Raw genomic sequence first — 22,208 nt, 5'->3', positions numbered from 1 at the left:
GGGCAAGCGAAGCGGTGACCTGGCGAAAGCCATTGACATTATTGTCACATGTTTGAAAAGGCGGGGAGCGAGGCTGAAGCGTTGCTGCGGCATATGCTCCGCCGGATTGCTTTTACCGATGAAGAGAGGGGAACGATCCAGATGGCTTTTGAAAAAGAAACGTTGTTTTGGAACGAAAAATTCGGTAGCGACGATTATACCTTGACGCGGCTGCCTTACAGCAAAGCTCCAAGCTCCCTGGAGCCCATTATGACAACCGTCGGCGGTTCGCTTTCGGAGGAAGTGGCGCAGCGCGTCCTTCAAATGAGCAAGGGCGCTCCGCTGGCCACTTTTATGATTTTGCTCGCAGGTGTTCAGTCGCTCTTGCATAAATATACGGGCGCTTCTGACATTCTGGTCGGCATGCCGGTTGTACGGAAACCGACGGAGACGCGCCGATCCGTTAATCATACGGCCATTTTGAAAAACTCGCTTTCGGCGGGTGCGACTTTTAAAACGCTTCTGAGCGAGCTGAGGACTTCCTTGCCGGAAGCGATTCAGCATCAACATATTCCATTCTTAAAAATGACAGAGAAGCTGGACCTGCAATATGCAGACGGGATACCCGTCGTCCATACGCTAGTATCCCTTAAGGAGCTGCATCTGGACGAAATCGGGCAAAACGTGGTCACGGATTGTTCCTTTGAATTTAGCTTAACCGGCGGGACGATACAGCTAGCGCTGTCATATAACGAGCACTTATATGACTCCGAGTTTATGACGCGGGTCGTCGGCCATCTGAATCGCCTGCTGGCCGTGGGGCTTTACGAGTTGGAGCTGGACATTGTGCGGGCGGACATGCTGTCGGAGGACGAGAAATTTCAATTGCTGCAAAGCTTTAACGATACCGAGAAGGACTATCCCCGTGATCGGACGATTCATCAGCTCGTGGAGGAGCAGGCGAAGCGGGTGCCCGAAGCGACGGCGGTTGTCTTTGAGGGGCGTCGTCTTTCGTACGCGGAGCTGAACGAACGGGCAAACCGGCTGGCGCGGACGCTGCGATCGGTCGGCGTGCTGCCCAATCAGCTGGTAGGCTTGATGGCCAGGAGATCGCTGGAGACGGTCGTTGGCATTCTGGCGGTTCTGAAAGCTGGCGGTGCCTACGTGCCGATCGACCCGGAATACCCGGAAGAACGCATCCGCTACATTCTGGAGAACTCGAACGCGCAGCTGTTGCTGACGCAAAGGGAGCTGCAGCAGCAGGTGCCGTTCGAAGGGACCGTGGTGGCGCTGGATGACGAGCAGGCCTACAGCGACGATGGCTCGAACCTGGATCCGGCCAGCGGTCCGAATGATCTGGCTTATGTCATCTATACATCAGGTACGACGGGCAAACCCAAAGGGGTCATGCTGGAGCATCGCGGGCTGGTCAGCCTGAAACTGACGTTTGCCCATACGCTTCACACGACCGAACAGGATCGAGTGCTCCAATTCGCCAGCCTATCGTTCGATGCGTCGTGCTGGGAGATGTTCAACGCTCTATATTTCGGGGCGACCTTATATATACCGTCAACCGAGACGATTTTGGATGATCAGCTGTTCGAACGTTTCATGAACGAGCATGCAATTACGATCGCCACTTTGCCGCCAACTTATGCGGCTTATTTGAATTCAGACCGCCTGCCGAGTCTGAGCAGGCTCATCACGGCGGGCTCCGCCGTTTCAGCCGAATTCGTGCAGCAGTGGAAAGACAAGGTACAATACTATAACGCGTACGGTCCGACGGAAGCCTCGATCGCCACATCCGTGTGGGCGGCGTCTACGTATGACACCGAACGCAGAGCGATACCGATCGGACGTCCGATCTGGAACCATCGCTTGTATATACTGGGCGCACAGAATCAACTGGCGCCTATCGGAGTGGAAGGGGAATTGTGCATCGCGGGCGTCGGCCTCGCCCGGGGATATTGGAACCGGCCGGATCTGACGGCGGAGAAATTCATCGAACACCCGTTTGAGCCCGGAGAGAGACTGTACCGGACGGGCGACTTGGCCCGCTGGCTGCCGGACGGAAATATTGAGTACTTGGGCCGGATTGACCATCAGGTGAAAATCCGTGGATTCCGGATCGAGATCGGCGAGATTGAAGAGCAGCTTCTGAAGATCGACTCCGTGCAGGAGACGATCGTAATCGCGCGGGAAGGCAAAAACGGGCAAGAACTGTGCGCTTACCTGGTCGCGGGCCGCCCGCTTACGCTCGGCGAGCTGAGAAGCGCGCTGGCGCAAAAATTGCCGAATTACATGATTCCGGCGCATTTTGTTCAGCTTCCGCGGATGCCGCTCACGCCGAACGACAAAATCGACCGCAAGGCTTTGCCTGCTCCGGAAGGAAATGCGCTGACCGGCGGCGCGTACGTAGCTCCTCGCAATGAAGCCGAGCGGACGCTTGCCGATGTGTGGCAGGCGGTATTGAACGCCGATCGCGTTGGGGTAACGGATCACTTCTTCGAGCTGGGCGGAGACTCGATCAAGTCCATTCAAGTATCTTCGCGGCTTCATCAAGCCGGGTACAAGCTGGAAATCCGGGATTTGTTCAAATATCCGACTATCTCACAGCTCAGCCTGCATGTGAAACCGATCGGACGTACCATCGATCAAGGCGAAATAACGGGTGAAACGGCGCTGACGCCGATTCAGCATTGGTTTTTCGAGAGCTCCTTTGCGGACCCGCATCATTTCAACCAGTCGGTGATGCTGTACCGGAAGGAACGCTTTGACGAAGAGACGGTGCGTCAGGTGCTGCAAAAGCTGGCCGAGCATCATGACGCCTTGCGGATGGTGTTCCGCAAGATGGAACAAGGATTTAGTGCGCGGACCCGCGCGATTCAGGAAGGCGGGCTGTTCACGCTGGACGTGTTCGACTTCAAGGATGCGGAGAATACCGCGCAGGCTGTGGAAGCGAAGGCAACGGACATTCAAGCGGGCATCGATCTGGAGAACAGGGCCCTCGTGAAGGCGGGACTGTTCCGGTGCGCGGACGGCGATCATTTGCTGCTCGCGGTTCATCATGCCGTGGTGGACGGCGTGTCTTGGCGTATTTTGATGGAGGATTTCGCTCTGGGTTACGAGCAGGCCGGCAAAAGCGAGGAAATTCGTTTCCCAGCGAAAACGGATGCGTACCGCACTTGGTCCGAGCAGCTGGCCGCTTACGCGCAAAGCCCGGAGATGGCGAAGGAACGGGCCTATTGGCAGGCCGTGGAACAAATTGCGGTTCCGGCCTTGCCGAAGGATCTGGAGGCGGACGTTACGACGCAGCAGGACAGCGAATCGCTGTTCGTTCGTTTGACTCCCGAAGAAACGGAGCTGCTGCTGAAGCGGGTTCACCGGGCCTACAACACCGAAATGAACGATATTTTGGTAACGGCGCTCGGCATAGCCGTTCGCAAGTGGACGGGACACGAACGGGTGCGGATCAATCTCGAAGGACACGGACGCGAATCGATCGGAACGGATATCGACATCACGCGCACAGTCGGCTGGTTTACGACCAAGTTTCCGGTCGTCCTGGAGCCGGAAACCGACCGGGATTTGGCCTATCAGATTAAACAGGTCAAGGAAAGCTTGCGCCGCATTCCGAACAAGGGGCTTGGGTACGGCGTATGCCGCTATCTCTCCAAATCGGAGGATGGCTTTGTTTGGGGCTCAGAGCCGGAAATTAATTTTAACTACCTCGGCCAGTTCGACGATGATGTCAATCAGGACGAGATCGGCATATCTTCTTATTCCAGCGGCAGCCCGGCCAGCGACCGGCAGGCCCGCAGCTTTGTGCTGGATATCAACGGCATGGTGCTGGAAGGCGCTTTATCGCTCGATCTCAGCTACAGCCGGAAGCAGTATCACAAGGAAACGATGGAAGCCTTCGCTCAGCGGCTTGAGCAAAGTCTTCGAGAGCTCATTACCCACTGCGCAGGCAAAGAAAACACCGAATTGACGCCGAGCGACGTGCAATTTAAAGGCTTGACCATCGAGGAATTGGAGCAAATCGCCCAGCGCTCGGGACATCTCGGGGAAATCGAAAATATTTACTCGCTTACGCCGATGCAGAAGGGCATGTGGTTCCACAGTGCGCTTGACCAGCAAACGGCAGCTTACTTCGAGCAGACGCAGTTTACGATGCGGGGAGCGCTCGACGTCCAGCTTTTCGAGAGGAGCTGGATGGAGCTTGCAAAACGTCATCTGGTGCTACGGGCGAATTTTGTGAAAGGACCAACGGGCGAGCCGCTGCAAATCATATACCGCGACAAGCCGGTCGGCTTTGAATATGAAGAGCTGCTTCATTTGCAGTCGGACGAGAAACAAGCGTACTTGGATAAAAAAGCCGAGGATGACAAGCTTCGCGGCTTCGACCTGGAACATGACGCGCTCGTTCGGGTTACGATCCTGCGCACCGAAGAGCAAAGCTATCATGTGCTGTGGAGTTTCCAGCATATTTTGATGGACGGCTGGTGCCTACCGCAGCTGACGCAGGAGCTGTTTGAGACGTACTCGGCCTTGGCATCCGGCAAGCAGCCAGCGGGAGATAAGGGATCGGATTATGGCGCCTATATCGAATGGTTGGAGAAACAGGACGATCAGGCGGCATCCGGCTATTGGACGGCATTCCTGGCAGGTTATGAAGGGCAAACCGTACTCCCGGGACAAAAGGAACCGGCGCCGAACGGCAGATTTACGGCTGATCACGTCACCGCCGAGCTAGGCAAAGACTTGAGCGAGCGGATGGACCAGGTGGCGAAACAGCGCCTGGTTACGGTCAATACGTTGCTGCAAGCCGCATGGGGCGTGATGCTGCAAAAATATAACGGGACAAACGATGCCGTATTCGGCAGCGTCGTGGCCGGAAGACCGGCGGAAATCCCGGGCATCGAGTCCATGATCGGGCTGTTCATCAATACGGTGCCGGTCCGCGTCACGAGCGAAGCGGACACCGTGTTCGCCGACCTGATGGCGAAGCTCCAAGAGCGGGCGCTGGAGTCCGGGCGTTATGATTACTATCCGCTGTATGAAATTCAAGCCCGCAGCGTGCAAAAGCAGAACCTAATCAACCATATCATCGCTTTCGAGAACTATCCGGTGGACGAGCAGATGGAGCAGGCGGGCGACCAGCAGCACGGCGACCTGACGATCGCTGACGTTCAGATGGAGGAGCAGACGAACTATAACTTCAACGTGACCGTGGTGCCGGGAGTCGAGATCGAAATTCGGTTCGACTTTAACGCCGAAGTGTTCGATAAAGACAGCATCGAGCGGCTCAAGGGGCATCTCGTCCATCTGCTGGAGCAGGTGACGGATAACCCGGAAATTACAGTGGGCGAGCTGGAACTTGTGACGGAGGCGGAAAAAACCGACCTTCTCGGACGTTTTAACGACACCATCACGGAATTTCCGCGCGGGAAGACGCTCATTCAATTGTTCGAAGAGCAGGCGGAGCTTTACCCGGACAACGTGGCCGCCGTCATGAACGAGCGGCAGCTGACATACCGCGAGCTGAACGAGCGATCCAACTGCCTTGCGCGGAAGCTGCGGGAGACGGGAGTAGAAGCGGACCAGCTGGTAGCGATTCTGGCCGAACGCTCGCTCGATATGGTCGTCGGCATTCTGGCGATTCTCAAAGCGGGCGGAGCATACGTGCCTGTCGATCCCGACTACCCGGAGGAGCGCATCCGCTTCATGATCGAGGATTCGGGCGCGCCGTTATTGCTGATTCAAAAGCATCTGCACGAGAAGACCGACTTCGCAGGAACGCGCCTCGAATTGGACGATTACGTTTGGGGTGACAGAGGGGCGGACTCCGCCGATGCGCTGGACGCTTCGAACCTGGAGCCGATTTCCGGGCCGGGCAACCTGGCCTATGTCATCTACACGTCGGGAACGACCGGCAGACCGAAAGGAACGCTGATCGAGCATAAGAACGTCGTGCGCCTCCTGTTTAACGACAAGAACCTGTTCGACTTCGGGCCGTCCGACACGTGGACGCTGTTCCACTCGTTCTGCTTCGATTTCTCCGTCTGGGAAATGTACGGAGCGTTGCTGTACGGAGGCAAGCTGGTCATCGTACCGCCGCTCACGGCGAAAAATCCGGCCGATTTCCTGGCGCTGCTGGGCCGCGAACAGGTCACGATTTTGAACCAGACACCAACGTACTTCTACCAGCTGCTGCGTGAGGTCTTGGCGGACCATCCGTACGATCTGCGGATTCGCAACGTCATCTTCGGGGGCGAAGCGCTGAGTCCGCTGCTGCTCAAGGGCTTCAAGACGAAGTACCCGGAGACGAAGCTGATCAATATGTATGGCATTACCGAGACGACGGTTCACGTGACGTATAAGGAAATCACGTGGGTCGAAATGGAGGCGGCGAAGAGCAATATCGGCAAGCCGATCCCGACGCTGAGGGTGTACGTCCTTGATGAAAACCGCCGCCCTGTGCCGATTGGAGTAGCGGGCGAAATGTACGTGGCCGGGGAAGGCCTTGCGAGAGGATACCTGAACCGTCCGGATCTGACGGCGGAGAAGTTCGTCGATTCCCCGTTTGCGGAGGGGGAGAAGCTGTACCGCTCGGGCGACTTGGCGGCTTGGCTGCCGGACGGCAACATCGAATACCTGGGCCGGATCGACCACCAGGTCAAAATCCGCGGGTACCGAATCGAGCTGGACGAAATCGAGACGCAGCTTCTGAACGTCGAGGGCGTGGAAGAAGCGGTGGTGCTCGCCCGTCAGGACGGCGAGGGCGAGAAGGCGCTTGTTGCCTACTTTGTGGCGGACCGAACGCTGACGGTCAGCGAAATGAGAACCTCGCTGGCCCAGGGAATGCCGGGGTACATGATCCCTTCGTACTTCGTGCAGTTGGAGCGCATGCCGCTGACGACCAACGGCAAAGTGGACCGCAAAGCGCTGCCGGAGCCGCAAGGCGGCATACAAACGGGCGTCGAATACGTAGCGCCGCGTAACCGGACGGAGTCCCAGCTTGTGAAGATCTGGGAGGAAGTACTGGGCTACTCCGGCATTGGAGTCCTGGACAATTTCTTCGACCTGGGCGGCCATTCCCTGCGGGCGACGACACTGGTGAGCAAGGTGCATCAGGAGCTGAACGTTGAGCTGCCTCTGCGCGACGTATTCCGCTACTCAACAATCGAAGAGATGGCTCTGGCCATCTCCCGGATCGGAGAGCAGTCGTTCTCGTCGATTCCGCTGGCAGGCGCAAGAACATATTATCCGCTTTCCTCAGCTCAGAAGCGGCTGTTTATCCTGAATCAGCTGGAAGGGGCCGATCAGAGCTACAACATGCCGGGCGTGCTGTTGCTGGAAGGATCGATTGACCGGAGCCTGCTGGAGAAGGCTTTCCGCGGACTGATCGCACGGCACGAAACGCTACGAACTGGCTTTGAGATCGTACAAGGCGAAGCTGTACAGCGCATTTACGAGAGCGTCGACTTTGCCGTTGAGTACCGTCATGCGAGCGAGGAAGAAGCGCCCGAAGTTGTGCAGGCCTTCATCCGGCCTTTCGACTTGGCGAAGCCTCCGCTGCTGCGAGCGGAACTCGTAGAGCTGGCAGCCGAACGTTATTTGCTGATGTTCGACATGCACCATATCGTCTCCGACGGGGTTTCGATGGACGTGTTAGTCGAGGAACTCGTTCGTCTGTACGGCGGCGAATCATTAGAGCCTTTGCGCATTCAATACAAGGACTATGCGGTATGGCAGCAGTCGGACGAGCAAAAAGTGCAGTTGAAACGCGAGGAAGCTTACTGGCTGGATCGTTACCGCGGCGAGCTTCCGGTTCTGGAAATGCCGACGGACTATCCGCGTCCTGCCGTGCAGAGCTTTGAGGGACAAACGCTGACGTCCTTCGTGGACGAGGCAACGAACGAAGGCTTGAAGCAGCTGGCCGCTCAAAGAGGAACGACGCTGTATATGGTGCTGCTTGCGGCATATACCGTGCTTTTGCATAAATACACAGGTCAGGACGATTTGATCGTCGGAACGTCGATTGCGGGCAGAACGCACGGAGACACGCAGCCTTTGATCGGAATGTTCGTCAATACGCTGGCGCTCCGCAATTATCCGGCTTCGGAGAAGACCTTCCTGTCGTATCTGGAAGAAGTGAAAGAAACGACCTTAGGCGCTTACGAGCATCAGAATTATCCGTTCGAAGAGCTCGTCGATAAAGTGCAGGTCAGCCGGGATTTGAGCCGCAACCCGCTGTTTGACACGATGTTCTCCCTGCAAAACTTGGAGGATAAAGAGTTTGAGCTGGAAGGGCTGAAATTGTCCCCGTACCCTAGCGAATACGGCACGGCCAAGTTCGACCTGAGTGTGGATGTTACGGAAGAAAACGGCGGCCTGGAGTGCAGCTTTGAATTCGCAACGGCTCTTTATAAAGAAAGCACGATCCGGCGGCTGTCGACTCATTTCGGACATTTGCTTGCGGCGATCGTAAGCCGTCCAGATGCGAAGATTGCCGAGCTGAACTTGCTGACGGCAGAGGAAAAAGAACAAATTCTCGGCGCGTTCAACCCGGCACAGCCGGAAGCGGCTCCTGCGGCCGCGTTCCACCGGCTGTTTGAGGAACAGGCGGAGCGCACGCCGGAAGAGGCGGCCGTCGTGTACGAGAACGACCGGCTGACGTATGCGGAGCTGAACGAGCGGGCGAACCGCTTGGCGGCTACGCTGCGCGCAAGCGGCATCGGCCGGGAGACGATCGTCGGCATTCTCGCCGAGCGTTCGGTGGACTTGCTGGTGGCCGTGCTGGCCGTCTGGAAAGCGGGCGGGGCGTATGTGCCACTCGACCCGGATTATCCAGCGGAGCGCGTGCGGTTCATGCTTGAAGACAGCGGAGCGAAGGTGCTGCTGACGCAAACGGCGCTGCGAGAGCGTGCCGAAGCCTGGCTCGGCGAAGAGGAGTCGGCGCTGGCGGCGGTGCTGTACCTGGACGACGAAGCGTCGTACAGCGAGGAGCGGGCGAATGCGCCGATTGGCTCGGGCATGGTCTCCGGCAAGCTGACGGATGCTGTGGACGACAGCGATGAGAGCCATCAGCATGTCGGCACCGACAGCTTCCATGAAGCCCGTCCGGAGGATCTGGCGTACGTGATCTATACGTCGGGAACGACGGGCAAGCCGAAGGGCGTGATGATCGAGCACCGCAGCCTGGTGAACACGGCGGCGGGCTACCGGCGGGAATACCGGTTAGATCAGTTCCCGGTGCGGCTGCTGCAGCTCGCAAGCTTCTCGTTCGACGTGTTCGTGGGAGATATCGCGCGGACGTTGTACAACGGAGGCACGATGGTGATCGTGCCGAAGGACGACCGGATTGATCCGTCTCGTCTGCACCACTGGATGGAGCGGGAACGGGTCACCATCTTCGAATCGACGCCGGCGCTGATCGTGCCGTTCCTGGAGTACGTGCACGAGCAGCGGCTGGATATGAGCTGGATGGAGCTGTTGATCACGAGCTCGGACAGCTGCAGCGTGGCGGATTACCGGACCTTGCAGGAACGCTTCGGCTCGTTGTTCCGGATCATCAACGCATACGGCGTAACGGAAGCGGCGATCGACTCCAGCTTCTACGAAGAGGAGCTGGCGAAGCTGCCGCAGACAGGCAATGTGCCGATCGGTAAAGCGTGGCTGAATGCGAAATTCTACATCGTGGACGCGCATCTGAACCCGGTGCCGATTGGGGTGCTAGGCGAGCTGGTCATCGGCGGAGTCGGAGTGGCGCGCGGGTACTTGAACCGTCCGGAGCTGACGGAAGAGAAGTTCGTAGACAGCCCGTTCGCCGCGGGCGAGCGGTTGTACCGCACGGGAGACTTGGCGCGGTGGATGGAGGACGGGAACGTGGACTTCATCGGCCGGATCGACAACCAGGCGAAAATCAGGGGGTACCGGATCGAGACGGGCGAGATCGAGTCGCAGCTGCTGCGGGTGAAAGGCGTGCGCGAAGCGGTGGTGCTGGTTCGAAGTGACGCGAACGGGCAGAAGGCGCTATGCGCGTATTACACGCCGGATACCGGAGCGGAGTTGGCAGTGAACGATCTGCGCAGCGCGCTGGCGCAGGAGCTGCCGGGGTACATGATCCCGTCGTACTTCGTGGAGCTGGAGCGCCTGCCGCTGACGCCGAACGGAAAGATTGACCGGAAGGCGCTGCCGGCGCCGGAAGGGGAAGCGGGAAGCGGAACGGAGTACGTCGCACCGCGCAATGAGCTGGAAACGAAGCTGGCAGTGATTTGGCAGGAGGTGCTGGGGCTTGCGAAGGAGATTGGCGTTCACGACAACTTCTTCGACATCGGCGGCCACTCCCTGCGGGCGACGACGCTGGTCAGCAAGATTCATAAAGAGTTGAACGTGGATCTGCCGCTGCGCGACGTGTTCCGCCATTCCACCATCGAGAGCATGGCGGCCGCCATTTCCAGGCTGGATGAGCAGACATTCGTTGCCATTCCGGTGGCGGATGACCGAGAGATGTACCCGCAATCTTTTGCTCAAAAACGTCTCTTTATCCTGAATCAACTGGAAGGCGCGGAGCTTAGCTACAACATGCCGGAAGCGATGCTGCTGGAGGGTGCTTTGGACCGGGCAAGGTTCGAAGAAGCGTTCCGTAAGCTCGTGGCGCGGCATGAAACGCTGCGCACCGGGTTCGAAATGGTGGATGGCGAAGCATCGCAGCGGATTTACCAAGACGTGAATTTTGCCGTGGAGTTCTATCGAGTGGATGAGCAAGAGGCCGAAGAGATGGTTCGCCGTTTCGTCCGTCCGTTTGACTTGGCGAAGCCTCCGCTGCTGAGGGTAGGCCTTGTCGAGCTGGCTCCAGAACGTCATATTCTAATGTACGACATGCATCATATTATTTCCGATGGCGTCTCGATGGAAATCTTTGTTGAAGAATTCGTCCGCTTGTACGGCGGCGAGCAATTGGAGCCTCTGCGCATTCAGTACAAAGACTACACCGTTTGGCAGCATTCGCAGGAGCAGAAGGAACGGCTTCAGCGTCAGGAGGCGTACTGGCTGGACATGTTCCAAGGCGAGCTTCCGGTGCTGGAAATGCCGACCGATTATCCGCGTCCGTCCGTGCAGAGCTACGAAGGCCAAACGCTGGAGTTTTTCTTCGACGCTTCGAAAACCGACGGCCTAAAGCAGCTGGCCTCGGAAACGGGCACGACGCTGTTTATGGTGCTGCTTGCGGCGTATAACGTCCTTCTGCATAAATATTCAGGTCAGGAAGACGTGATCGTCGGTACGCCGATTGCCGGAAGGAATCATGGAGATGTGCAGCCGTTGATCGGGATTTTCTTAAACACGCTGGCTATCCGCAGTTATCCGGCTTCGGAGAAGACATTCCTGTCATACCTGAACGAAGTCAAAGAAACGACCCTCCACGCCTTCGAGCATCAAAACTATCCGTTCGAAGAATTGGTGGACAAGGTGCAAGTCACCCGTGATCTAAGCCGCAATCCGCTCTTCGACACGCTGTTTACGATGCAGAATACGGAAAACGAGGAATTTGAGCTGGAAGGGCTTCGCCTGATTCCTTATCCGAGCGCATTGGATACCGCGAAGTTTGATATCAGCTTGGATGTGGGCGAGGAGAACGGCGGCTTGGATTACAGCTTCGAATATGCGACGGCTCTCTACAAAAGGGAGACGATCGAACGGCTGGCGAAACATTACGAGCAGCTGCTCGAAACGATCGTAAGCCGTCCAGATGCGAAGATTGCCGAGCTGAACTTGCTGACGGCAGAGGAAAAAGAGCAAATTCTCGGCGCGTTCAACCCGGCGCAGCCGGAAGCGGCTCCTGCGGCCGCGTTCCATCGGCTGTTTGAGGAACAGGTGGAGCGCACGCCGGAAGAGACGGCCGTCGTGTATGAGAACGACCGGCTGACGTATGCGGAGCTGAACGAGCGGGCGAACCGCTTGGCGGCTACGCTGCGCGCAAGCGGCATCGGCCGGGAGACGATCGTCGGCATTCTCGCCGAGCGTGCGGTGGACTTGCTGGTGGCCGTGCTGGCCGTCTGGAAAGCGGGCGGGGCGTATGTGCCGCTGGACCCGGATTATCCGGCGGAGCGCGTGCGGTTCATGCTCGAAGACAGCGGAGCGAAGGTACTGCTGACGCAAACGGCGCTGCGAGAGCGCGCCGAAGCCTGGCTCGGCGAAGAGGAGCTGACGCTGGCGGCGGTGCTGTACCTGGACAAAGAAACTTCGTACAGCGAGGAGCGGGCGAATGCGCCGATTGGCTCGGGCATGGTCTCCGGCAAGCTGAGGGATGCTGTGGACGACAGCGATGAGAGCCATCAGCATGTTGGCACCGACAGCTTCCATGAAGCCCGTCCGGAGGATTTGGCGTACGTGATCTATACGTCGGGAACGACGGGCAAGCCGAAGGGCGTGATGATCGAGCACCGTAGCCTGGTGAACACGGCGGCGGGCTACCGGCGGGAATACCAGTTGGATCAGTTCCCGGTGCGGCTGCTGCAGCTCGCAAGCTTCTCGTTCGACGTGTTCGTGGGAGATATCGCGCGGACGCTGTACAACGGAGGCACGATGGTGATTGTGCCGAAGGACGACCGGATCGATCCGTCTCGTCTGCACTACTGGATGGAGCGGGAGCGGGTCACCATCTTCGAATCGACACCGGCGCTGATCGTGCCGTTCCTAGAGTACGTGCACGATCAGGGGCTGGATATGAGTCGGTTGGAGCTGTTAATCACGAGCTCGGACAGCTGCAGCGTGGCGGATTACCGGACCTTGCAGGAACGCTTCGGCTCGTTGTTCCGGATCATCAACGCATACGGCGTGACGGAAGCGGCGATCGACTCCAGCTTCTACGAAGAAGAGCTGGCGAAGCTGCCGCAGACAGGCAATGTGCCGATCGGCAAAGCGTGGCTGAATGCGAAATTCTATATCGTGGACGCGCACCTGAATCCGGTGCCGGTCGGGGTGCTGGGCGAGCTGGTCATCGGCGGAGTCGGAGTGGCGCGCGGGTACTTGAACCGTCCGGAGCTGACGGAAGAGAAGTTCGTAGACAGCCCGTTCGCCGCGGGCGAGCGGTTGTACCGCACGGGAGACTTGGCGCGGTGGATGGAAGACGGCAACGTGGACTTCATCGGCCGGATCGACAACCAGGCGAAAATCCGGGGCTACCGGATCGAGACGGGCGAGATCGAGTCGCAGCTGCTGCGGGTGGAAGGCGTGCGCGAAGCGGTGGTGCTAGTTCGAAGTGACGCGAACGGGCAGAAGGCGCTATGCGCGTATTACACGCCGGATACCGGAGCGGAGCTGGCAGTGAACGATCTGCGCAGCGCGCTGGCGCAGGAGCTGCCGGGTTACATGATCCCGTCGTACTTCGTGGAGATGGAGCGCCTGCCTCTGACGCCGAACGGAAAGATTGACCGGAAGGCGCTGCCAGCGCCGGAAGGGGAAGCGGGAAGCGGAACGGAGTACGTCGCACCGCGCAATGAGTTGGAAACGAAGCTGGCGGCGATTTGGCAGGAGGTGCTGGGGCTTGCGAAGGAGATTGGCGTTCACGACAACTTCTTCGACATCGGCGGCCACTCCCTGCGAGCGACGACGCTGGCGGGCAAGGTATTTAAGGAATTAAACGTCAACCTGCCGCTGCGCGACGTATTCCGTCACTCGACGATTGCGGCGATGGCCGAGGCGATCGCCCGGATGGAACGGCGGGAGCATGAGGCCATTCCTCAAGCGGAGGAGAGAGAGTACTACCCTCTGTCCTCCGCGCAGAAACGGCTGTTCATTCAGCACACGCTGGATGGAGCGGATCAGCTTTACAACATGCCGGAGTTGGTGCAGGTGGAAGGCGAGTTTGATTTAGACCGGTTGGAAGCCGCCTTGCGGAAATTGATAACACGGCATGAATCGCTGCGCACCGGTTTTGAAATCGTGAAGGGCGAAGCGGTTCAGCGGATTTACCCGCAGGTCGATTTTGCTATCGAGCATCATCAAGCGGATAAAGAGGATGCGGCTCAAATCGAGCAGATCGTCCGCAGCTTCGTTCGTCCATTTGATCTCGGCAAGCCGCCGCTGCTGCGCGCCGGGGTCATCGAACTGGAGCCGAACCTGCATATTCTCCTTTTCGACATGCACCATATGGTGTCCGACGGCGTATCAATGGCGATTGTGATCGATGAGTTCTCGAGTTTCTACGCCGGGGAAGAACTGCCGCCACTGCGCATTCAATACAAGGATTATGCCGTTTGGCAGCAGTCGAAGGCCCACCGAGAGCGGATCGGGCGGCAGGAAGCTTACTGGCTGCAAACCTTCGAAGGCGAGCTGCCGACGGCGGACCTGCCGATGGACTACGAACGGTCTGCGGCTCGCAGCTACGAAGGTGCGCATCTGGAGTTCGACGTCGAAGCTTCTCTCTCTACGCGGCTGCGCGAATTGGCGGCCGAGCGTGAAAGCACGCTGTTCATGGTGCTGCTTGCTGCTTATACCGTGCTGCTGTCCAAGTACAGCGGGCAGGAGGACTTGGTCGTGGGCACCCCGGTGGCGGGAAGAACGAACGCCGATTTGGAACCGGTCATCGGGATGTTTGTCAATACGCTGGCGATCCGCAATCGCCCGTCGGGCGACAAAACGTTCTTGTCCTACCTGGAAGAAGTGAAGGAAACGGCTTTGGGTGCTTTCGAGAACCAGGATTATCCATTCGAGGAGCTGGTGGAGCGTTTGAATGTGAAGCGGGAGCCGGGCCGCTTCCCGCTGTTCGATGCCGTTTTCGACTTGCAAAATATCGAAGAACGAGACGCCGAGCTGGAAGGGGTCAGCCTGAAGACTTACGAGCTTGACCATTTGGAAGAAGCGAAGTTCGATCTGACGCTGTTTATGTATGAAAACAACGGGGCGCTGAGCGGGGGCTTCTTCTACGCCACCAAGCTGTTCAAAAAAGCGATGATCCGCACCTTGACCGAGGATTACCTGCGGGTACTGTCTCAAATTGCGGAAAATCCACAACTCGAGCTAAGCCGGATTGAATGTCATAAACCGGCGGCAGGCGCAAAAAGTGCCGTCGATACGATCGAATTCGCGTTCTAATCCTACAAGCGCGCCTCCGCCGTCAAATGAAAGCGGCGCGCATCCCAAGGAAGACGGCGAACAACGTCCAAGCCCGTAAACGCGCAGGCCGAAAGCAAGCTTTTTCGGACCTGCGCCGGGGCATGCGGTCACTTCATTTTTAGGGGAGATACGAATGAAATCTTTGTTTGAAAAGGAAGAACGATACTGGAGCGGCAAGTTTGACGCCGATGACAGCCTGAGCTTCCTTCCCTACAGTCAATCCTCCAAATTATCCGCCGACGGGGAAGCTGCGGCCGAGCCGGGCTTGCTTCACCGTACTCTGCCGAGTGAACTCTCGGAGAGAATCATTTGCCTCGCCAACGGTTCGGATTTGGCTTTGTACATGATTGTTTTGGCAGGAGTAAAAAGCCTGCTGTTCAAATATACCGGGCGGGACCAAGTGCTGATCGGTATGCCTTCTTATAGCGCAGACCCCGACGGGACTCCGCCGCCGCATGACATCTTGGTGATCAAGACGTCCGTAAGCCGCCAGACTACGCTGAAAACGCTGCTCGGGGGCATCAAAGCCTCCATCGGCGAGGCGCTGGAGCATCAGCACCTGCCTTTTCGGAAAATGGTGGAGCCGCTCCATCTGGACTATACGGGGGACGGCCTCCCGGTCGTCAACACCGTCGCATCCTTCGCCTCGATTCATCCGGAACCGCTGGTTAACCGGGTGGCGGCCGATACGGTTTTTCGCTTCGACCGCCAAAACCACTCCATCGAGCTGGAAATAAGCTTTGATGGGCAGCGGTACGAGCGGGCATTTGTGGAACAGGCGGCCGACCATCTTGTTCGGCTGCTGTCCGTGCTTTTATTTCAGCCGGATCTGGAGCTCGGACAAGCCGATGTGCTGTCCCCAGACGAGAGGGAGACGCTGCTGAAGCGATTTAATGACACCGAAACCGAGTTCGAGCGGGGGAAAACGATTTACGGCTTGTTCGAAGAACAGGCGGAGCTTTACCCGGACAACGTGGCCGCCGTCATGAACGAGCGGCAGCTGACCTACCGCGAGCTGAACGAGCGATCCAACCGCCTTGCGCGGAAGCTGCGGGAGACGGGAGTAGAAGCGGACCAGTTGGTAGCGATTCTGGCCGAACGCTCGCTCGATATGGTTGTCGGCATTCTGGCGATTCTCAAAGCGGGCGGAGCATACGTGCCTGTCGATCCCGACTACCCGGAGGAGCGCATCCGCTTCATGATCGAGGATTCGGGCGCGCCGTTATTGCTGATTCAAAAGCATCTGCACGAGAAGACCAACTTCGCAGGAACGCGCCTCGAATTGGACGATTTCGTTTGGGGCGACAGAGGGGCGGACTCCGCCGATGCGCTGGACGCTTCGAACCTGGAGCCGATTTCCGGGCCGGGCAACCTGGCATATGTCATCTACACGTCGGGAACGACCGGCAGACCGAAAGGAACACTGATCGAGCATAAGAACGTCGTGCGGCTCCTGTTCAACGACAAGAACCTGTTCGACTTCGGGCCGTCCGACACGTGGACGCTGTTCCACTCGTTCTGCTTCGATTTCTCCGTCTGGGAAATGTACGGAGCGCTGCTGAACGGAGGCAAGCTGGTCATCGTACCGCCGCTCACGGCGAAAAATCCGGCCGATTTCCTGGCGCTGCTGGGCCGCGAACAGGTCACGATTTTGAACCAGACACCAACGTACTTCTATCAGCTGCTGCGTAAGGTCTTGGCGGACCATCCGTACGATCTGCGGATTCGCAACGTCATCTTCGGGGGCGAAGCGCTGAGTCCGCTGCTGCTCAAGGGCTTCAAGACGAAGTACCCAGAGACGAAGCTGATCAATATGTATGGCATTACCGAGACGACGGTTCACGTGACGTATAAGGAAATAACGTGGGTCGAAATGGAGGCGGCGAAGAGCAATATCGGCAAGCCGATCCCGACGCTGAGGGTGTACGTCCTGGATGAAAACCGCCGCCCTGTGCCGATTGGCGTAGCGGGCGAAATGTACGTGGCCGGGGAAGGCCTTGCGAGAGGATACCTGAACCGTCCGGATCTGACGGCGGAGAAGTTCGTCGATTCCCCGTTTGCGGAGGGGGAGAAACTGTACCGCTCGGGTGACTTGGCGGCTTGGCTGCCGGACGGCAACATCGAATACCTGGGCCGGATCGACCACCAGGTGAAAATCCGCGGGTACCGGATCGAGTTGGACGAAATCGAGACGCAGCTACTGAAGATCGCCGCCGTGCAAGAAGCCAAGGTGCTCGACCGCGACGACGCGAACGGCCATAAGCAGCTTGTCGCTTATTACGTCGCGGAAACGAGGCTGGCGGCGAATGAACTCAAGGAGGAGCTCGCCAAGCAGCTTCCGGGGTATATGATTCCTTCGCACCTCGTGCAGCTTTCGGGGATGCCGCTGACCCCGAACGGGAAAATCGACCGCAAAGCACTGCCCGCGCCGGAGGAAGCCGCGGCTGGAGGAGCGGAATATGTCGCACCGAGAACGCTGCTCGAAATGAAGATCGCACGCGTCTGGCAGGATACGCTTGGCGTTCCGCAGGTCGGCGTAAAGGATAACTTTTTTGAGTTGGGTGGCAATTCGTTAAGTCTGATGAGGCTCGTTCAAGCCGTTTACGATGAAACGGGCATCGAGATACCTTTGAACCGCCAATTCCACAATGTAACAGTTGAAGCCATGGCTTTCGGCGAGTCGGATCTCGGCCTGGATAAAGGGGGAAACTCCTTCATTAAGCTGAATAAAGCAGGAGATCTGAACGTGTTCTGCTTCCCTCCGGGTAGCGGTTTCGGCATCGGTTACCGAGAGCTCGCAAGCAGGCTCGACGGCCGGTTCGTGCTCTACGGCATTGATTTTATCGACGATGCCGTCGATTACGAGGCCATGCTGAACCGTTATGTGGACGAGATCGTCCGCATCCAGTCGGAAGGACCTTACGTGCTGCTCGGCTACTGCTTCGGAGGCAACCTGACGTTCGAGGTAGCCAAAACGATGGAGAAAAGAGGGTATTCCGTAACGGACGTGCTCATGGTGGACTCGTGGATTAAGGACGCGCTGACGCCTTCTGAAACGTCGGAGAAAGAGCTTGAAGAAATGCTTGCGGATTTCGACGAAGAAGAGAAGGAATTAATGAGCAACCCGCTCGTGCGGGAGCGGGTTCATCGGAAGGTCAAAGCGACCTTGGCGTACGAAGCGCAGCTTATTAATTCCGGCACGATCCCGGCCAGGATTTATGAACTGATTGCGAAGGACAGCGAAGCTTTCCGCCTGGAGCACCAATTGCCTTCCTGGCGGGGGGCAACGACGCAAGCTTACTCCGATTACCGGCTGGAGGGTGCGCACGAGGAATTGCTGGAACTCGCGCGCGTGGAAGAAACGGCCGTCGTCATTCGAGACATCTTAGAGCAAGTCAAGCGGCAGATCGAAGCGGAGGCCGGGGTACTGCATGGAAGCTGACCGCCAGCCGTCTGTTCTAGAACAAGGCACAGCGGCGCCTTCCAAACGCCAAACCGCTTACGCCGCCTGGAAAGCGTTCCGCTGGCTGATGTCCTATGTAAGCCGTCACAAAGGCTGGATGATCGTCGGTGTCTTGTCCGCGATTGCCGCCGCCGTTATTGAGATATGGACGGGAAGTTTGATCGAGCAGCTGACCACCCAGGCCGAGAAGGGGGCGGGGCCAATCGTTCTGCAAATCGTGTACGCGGTCTTTGTGGTCATCTTGATCGGTGTGCCGGCGAAGTTTTTCATGAGCTTCGGCGTGGAGCGAAGCAGCGCCTCTGCGGTGCAGGATATCCGCAACCATGTCATGCGTCATATCGGCAAACTCCCGGTCTCCTATTTGGAAAAGCAGCACTCTGGCGACGTATTGTCGCGGATCAACAACGACCTGCAGCTCATCCAGCAGTTTATGATTCGGGACCTCGCCCAGTGGTTTTATCATCCGCTGTTGTTCATCGGCTGTTTCGCTTATTTGATCTACCTCCAATGGGAGCTGATGCTGTACAGCCTGCTGTTATTTCCTGTAGCGCTGCTGGTTTCCCAATGGATCGGCAAGCAGTTGGAGCGGTTGACGGAGGAAGCCCAGGCGAACATGGGCCGAATGAACGTCAACCTCCAGGATACGCTTGGGGGTATGCCTATTGTAAAAAGCTACCTGCTATCCGGCATGTTATCTCGCTCCTACCAAGTGCTGCTGCAATTGACGGCCCAAAAAAAGTTGGCCGTGAAAAAGCGGGAAGCTTGGGTCAACCCGCTGCTTTCGACGCTGATGATCAGCCCGATCATTTTCGCCGTCAGTTACGGAAGCTATTTGATCTACAAAGGGCAGCTAGGCGCGGGAGAGCTGATCGCCTTCCTGTACTTGCTGAATCTGTGTCTGGAGCCGCTGGAGCATATTCCCGAGCTCATCACGCGGACGTTCGAAATGGCCGGTGCCCTGAGAAGGGTCTCTGAAATCGTCGAGCAGCCGACCGAAACGGAAAATGGCCGTTCGCTTCCGAAAGCGAGCGCCGCCCCCATCGAGTTTCAGAACGTAACCTTCGGGTATGAGGAGAGCTCCCCGATCCTACGGAATGTTAGCTTCTCGGTGCCGGAAGGGAAGACGATCGCGCTTGTCGGAGCGAGCGGCGGAGGGAAGAGCACGGTGTTTAAGCTTGTATGCGGCTTTTATCCGCTTCCGGAGGACCAGGGCGAGATCCGCGTGTTCGGCAGCCTGATCCACGGCGCCGATCCGGAGCAGCTTCGGTCGCATTTTTCCGTGGTAACCCAGGATTCATATTTGTTTAGCGGCACGATCGCTGAAAATATCGGCTACGGGCGGGAAGGAGCGTCGATGGACGAGATTATCGAAGCCGCCAAAGCCGCTCAGGCGCATTCCTTCATTATGCAGCTTGAGGGCGGCTACCAGACATATGTCGGAGAGCGCGGCGGCTTTTTGTCCGGCGGGCAGCGCCAGCGCATTGCAATGGCCCGGGCTTTTCTGAAAGATGCTCCCGTTCTGCTGCTGGACGAGCCAACGTCGGCTCTTGATCCGGAGTCGGAAAGCGCGGTTCAGGAAGCGCTGGGCGTATTGATGAAGCAGAGAACGACGATGGTTATTGCCCACCGGCTTTCTACAGTACAAAACGCCGATGAAATTTGGGTCATGGAACAGGGGAGTATTGTTGAAAAGGGCACTCATGAACAATTGCTGAAGATGAAGGGACTGTACGCCCAGTCGTACTATCAGGAATTTACCGAGTCTGCCGAACGTAGGGAGGTGGCGTACACATGAAAAAGGGCGGATGGCTCTCGCAAGTGAAAGAACTCGGCTACTTGCTGATGTTTATGAACCGAAAGCGCAAAACCCAGTACGCCATTGGCCTGGCCGTGACGGCGCTCACCCAGACATTGTTCCTGATCGCCTTCAGCTTGGTCGTACATAACTTGGTTGATTTCGCCGTGTCCCGAGATACGTCCCTGATGGTGGAAGCCTTTATTATTTTGGGCGCGGCCTTGTTCCTGGAAAATGTGATTTCTCCCTGGTTCATTTACTTATACCAGCGCAGTGTCGAGCTGACTGTGCTGAATATCCGCGAGCGTCTTTATGACAAGCTGTGCCGGGTGCGGCCGAGATTCCTGGAGCAGACGCACCATGGGGACTTGCTGTCGCGGGTGAACAACGACGTAACGACCGTTGAGTTTACATTCTCGCAGGTTTACTTCGTTTTGCTGCTTCAAGTTGTCTTTTGCATCGGCTCCATTGTCTCCATGGTGTTGATCGATTGGCGGTTTGCCGGCGTATCCTGCGTCATTCTGCTGCTGTCCTCCGTGGTCAGTCTGAAATTTGCGCGGGATATTCGCGCTTTGTCCGAACAAGGCTTGCAAACGCTCGGTAAAATGACCGAAAAATTCAAAGATTTTATGGGCGGCATTCAAATTGTGAAGCTGTTCCGCATCCGCACGATTTACGGCCAGTACGAGGCGTTGAACGAACAAATGACGCAGACGCTTCGGCAAACCGCGCAGAAGAACGGCATGCAGGCTGCGGTGAATCATTTTATCAGCTACGTCACGTTCTGCGGCATCATCGTCATCGGCAGTCTTCTTTATGCCTACGGACTGATGGGAATGGGAAGTGTCGCCGCCCTGGCGGTTCTGCAAGTGAATCTGACGCACGCCTTGTTGAACTTGGGGATGGTTCTGTCGATGACCCAAAATTCGCTCGCGGGCGCTCACCGGATTCAAGAGGTACTAAGAGAGGAAGAGGAACCGGATCGTTTGGGATCTCCTCACAGCGAGCTCGTGTCGGAGGCTGCGGTGGAGTTTCGCGATGTGGAATTTTCCTATCAGGCGGATAAAAAGGTGCTTGTCGACATCTCCATGCAGGTGTTTCCCGGCCAGGTCGCCGCTATCGTGGGGGCCAGCGGCAGCGGCAAAAGTACGCTGATCAAGCTGCTGCTCGGCTTTTATCCTGTGGACAGCGGAGAAATCCTGCTCCAAGGCAAACCGTTCGGCCATTACACGCTGGACGAAATCCGCAGGCAGATTGCATACGTTCCGCAGGAGCCGTTCTTGTTTACCGGCACGATTGAGGAAAACATCCGCTACGGCAACCCGGATGCAACGGATGAAGAAGTGATCGAAGCGGCCAAAGCGGCGTACGCTCACCATTTCATTCAGGAACTTCCTGAACAGTATAAAACGCCGGTGGGAGAGAGAGGAGCGTCGTTGTCGGGCGGACAAAGGCAGCGAATTGCGATCGCCCGGGCGATTCTCAAAAACGCCCCGATTCTGCTGCTGGACGAAGCGACTTCCGCACTGGATAACGAATCCCAGCATTGGGTACAGCAAGCCCTGAACGTATTGATGAAGGGGCGCACCACCATTCTGATCGCCCACCGCCTCAGCACCGTGGAACATGCGGATTTAATTACCGTCATGAACCAAGGGACGGTCGTCGAGCGGGGCCGCCATCAGGACCTGCTGGCGCTCGGGGGTTATTACGCCCGGCTGTACGGCTAGACCCGCTTTACGGCGGGCGGCTTCCTGCTTGCGAATGCGACAGAGTCTTTTAGTAATCCAAGGTATGACTTTATAACCGGTAGTTACCAGAAAACGTAGACACGAAAAAGGAGGAAGA

4 protein-coding genes are annotated in these 22,208 nt (G+C 57.4%); all 4 read left to right on the top strand.

All coding sequences use genetic code 11. The features are described from left to right. The first annotated feature begins 48 nt into the window (after window positions 1–48). The 4 genes from PPM_RS22935 (at window position 49) to PPM_RS22920 (ending at window position 22,090) form a co-directional block, all read left to right on the top strand. On the top strand, window positions 49–15,081 hold the full coding sequence (locus tag PPM_RS22935; protein WP_016324741.1) for a non-ribosomal peptide synthetase: 15,033 nt from the start codon (window positions 49–51) through the stop codon (window positions 15,079–15,081). A gap of 154 nt (window positions 15,082–15,235) precedes the next feature. Next, complete coding sequence (locus tag PPM_RS22930; protein WP_016324740.1) at window positions 15,236–18,544, top strand: non-ribosomal peptide synthetase; 3,309 nt, start codon at window positions 15,236–15,238, stop codon at window positions 18,542–18,544. Then, window positions 18,534–20,360: an ABC transporter ATP-binding protein gene (locus PPM_RS22925; protein ID WP_013373223.1), complete on the top strand. Its 1,827-nt coding sequence runs from the start codon at window positions 18,534–18,536 to the stop codon at window positions 20,358–20,360. The genes PPM_RS22930 and PPM_RS22925 overlap by 11 nt, the downstream gene beginning before the upstream one ends. Then, window positions 20,357–22,090 carry an ABC transporter ATP-binding protein gene (locus tag PPM_RS22920; protein ID WP_013373222.1) on the top strand — a complete coding sequence of 578 codons (1,734 nt, stop codon included), beginning with the start codon at window positions 20,357–20,359 and terminating at the stop codon, window positions 22,088–22,090. Before PPM_RS22925 ends, PPM_RS22920 begins: the two co-directional genes overlap by 4 nt. Window positions 22,091–22,208: the final 118 nt, after the last annotated feature.

Source organism: Paenibacillus polymyxa M1, assembly GCF_000237325.1.
GTDB classification, from domain to species: domain Bacteria; phylum Bacillota; class Bacilli; order Paenibacillales; family Paenibacillaceae; genus Paenibacillus; species Paenibacillus polymyxa_C.
This window is presented reverse-complemented; position numbering and strand designations above follow the sequence as displayed.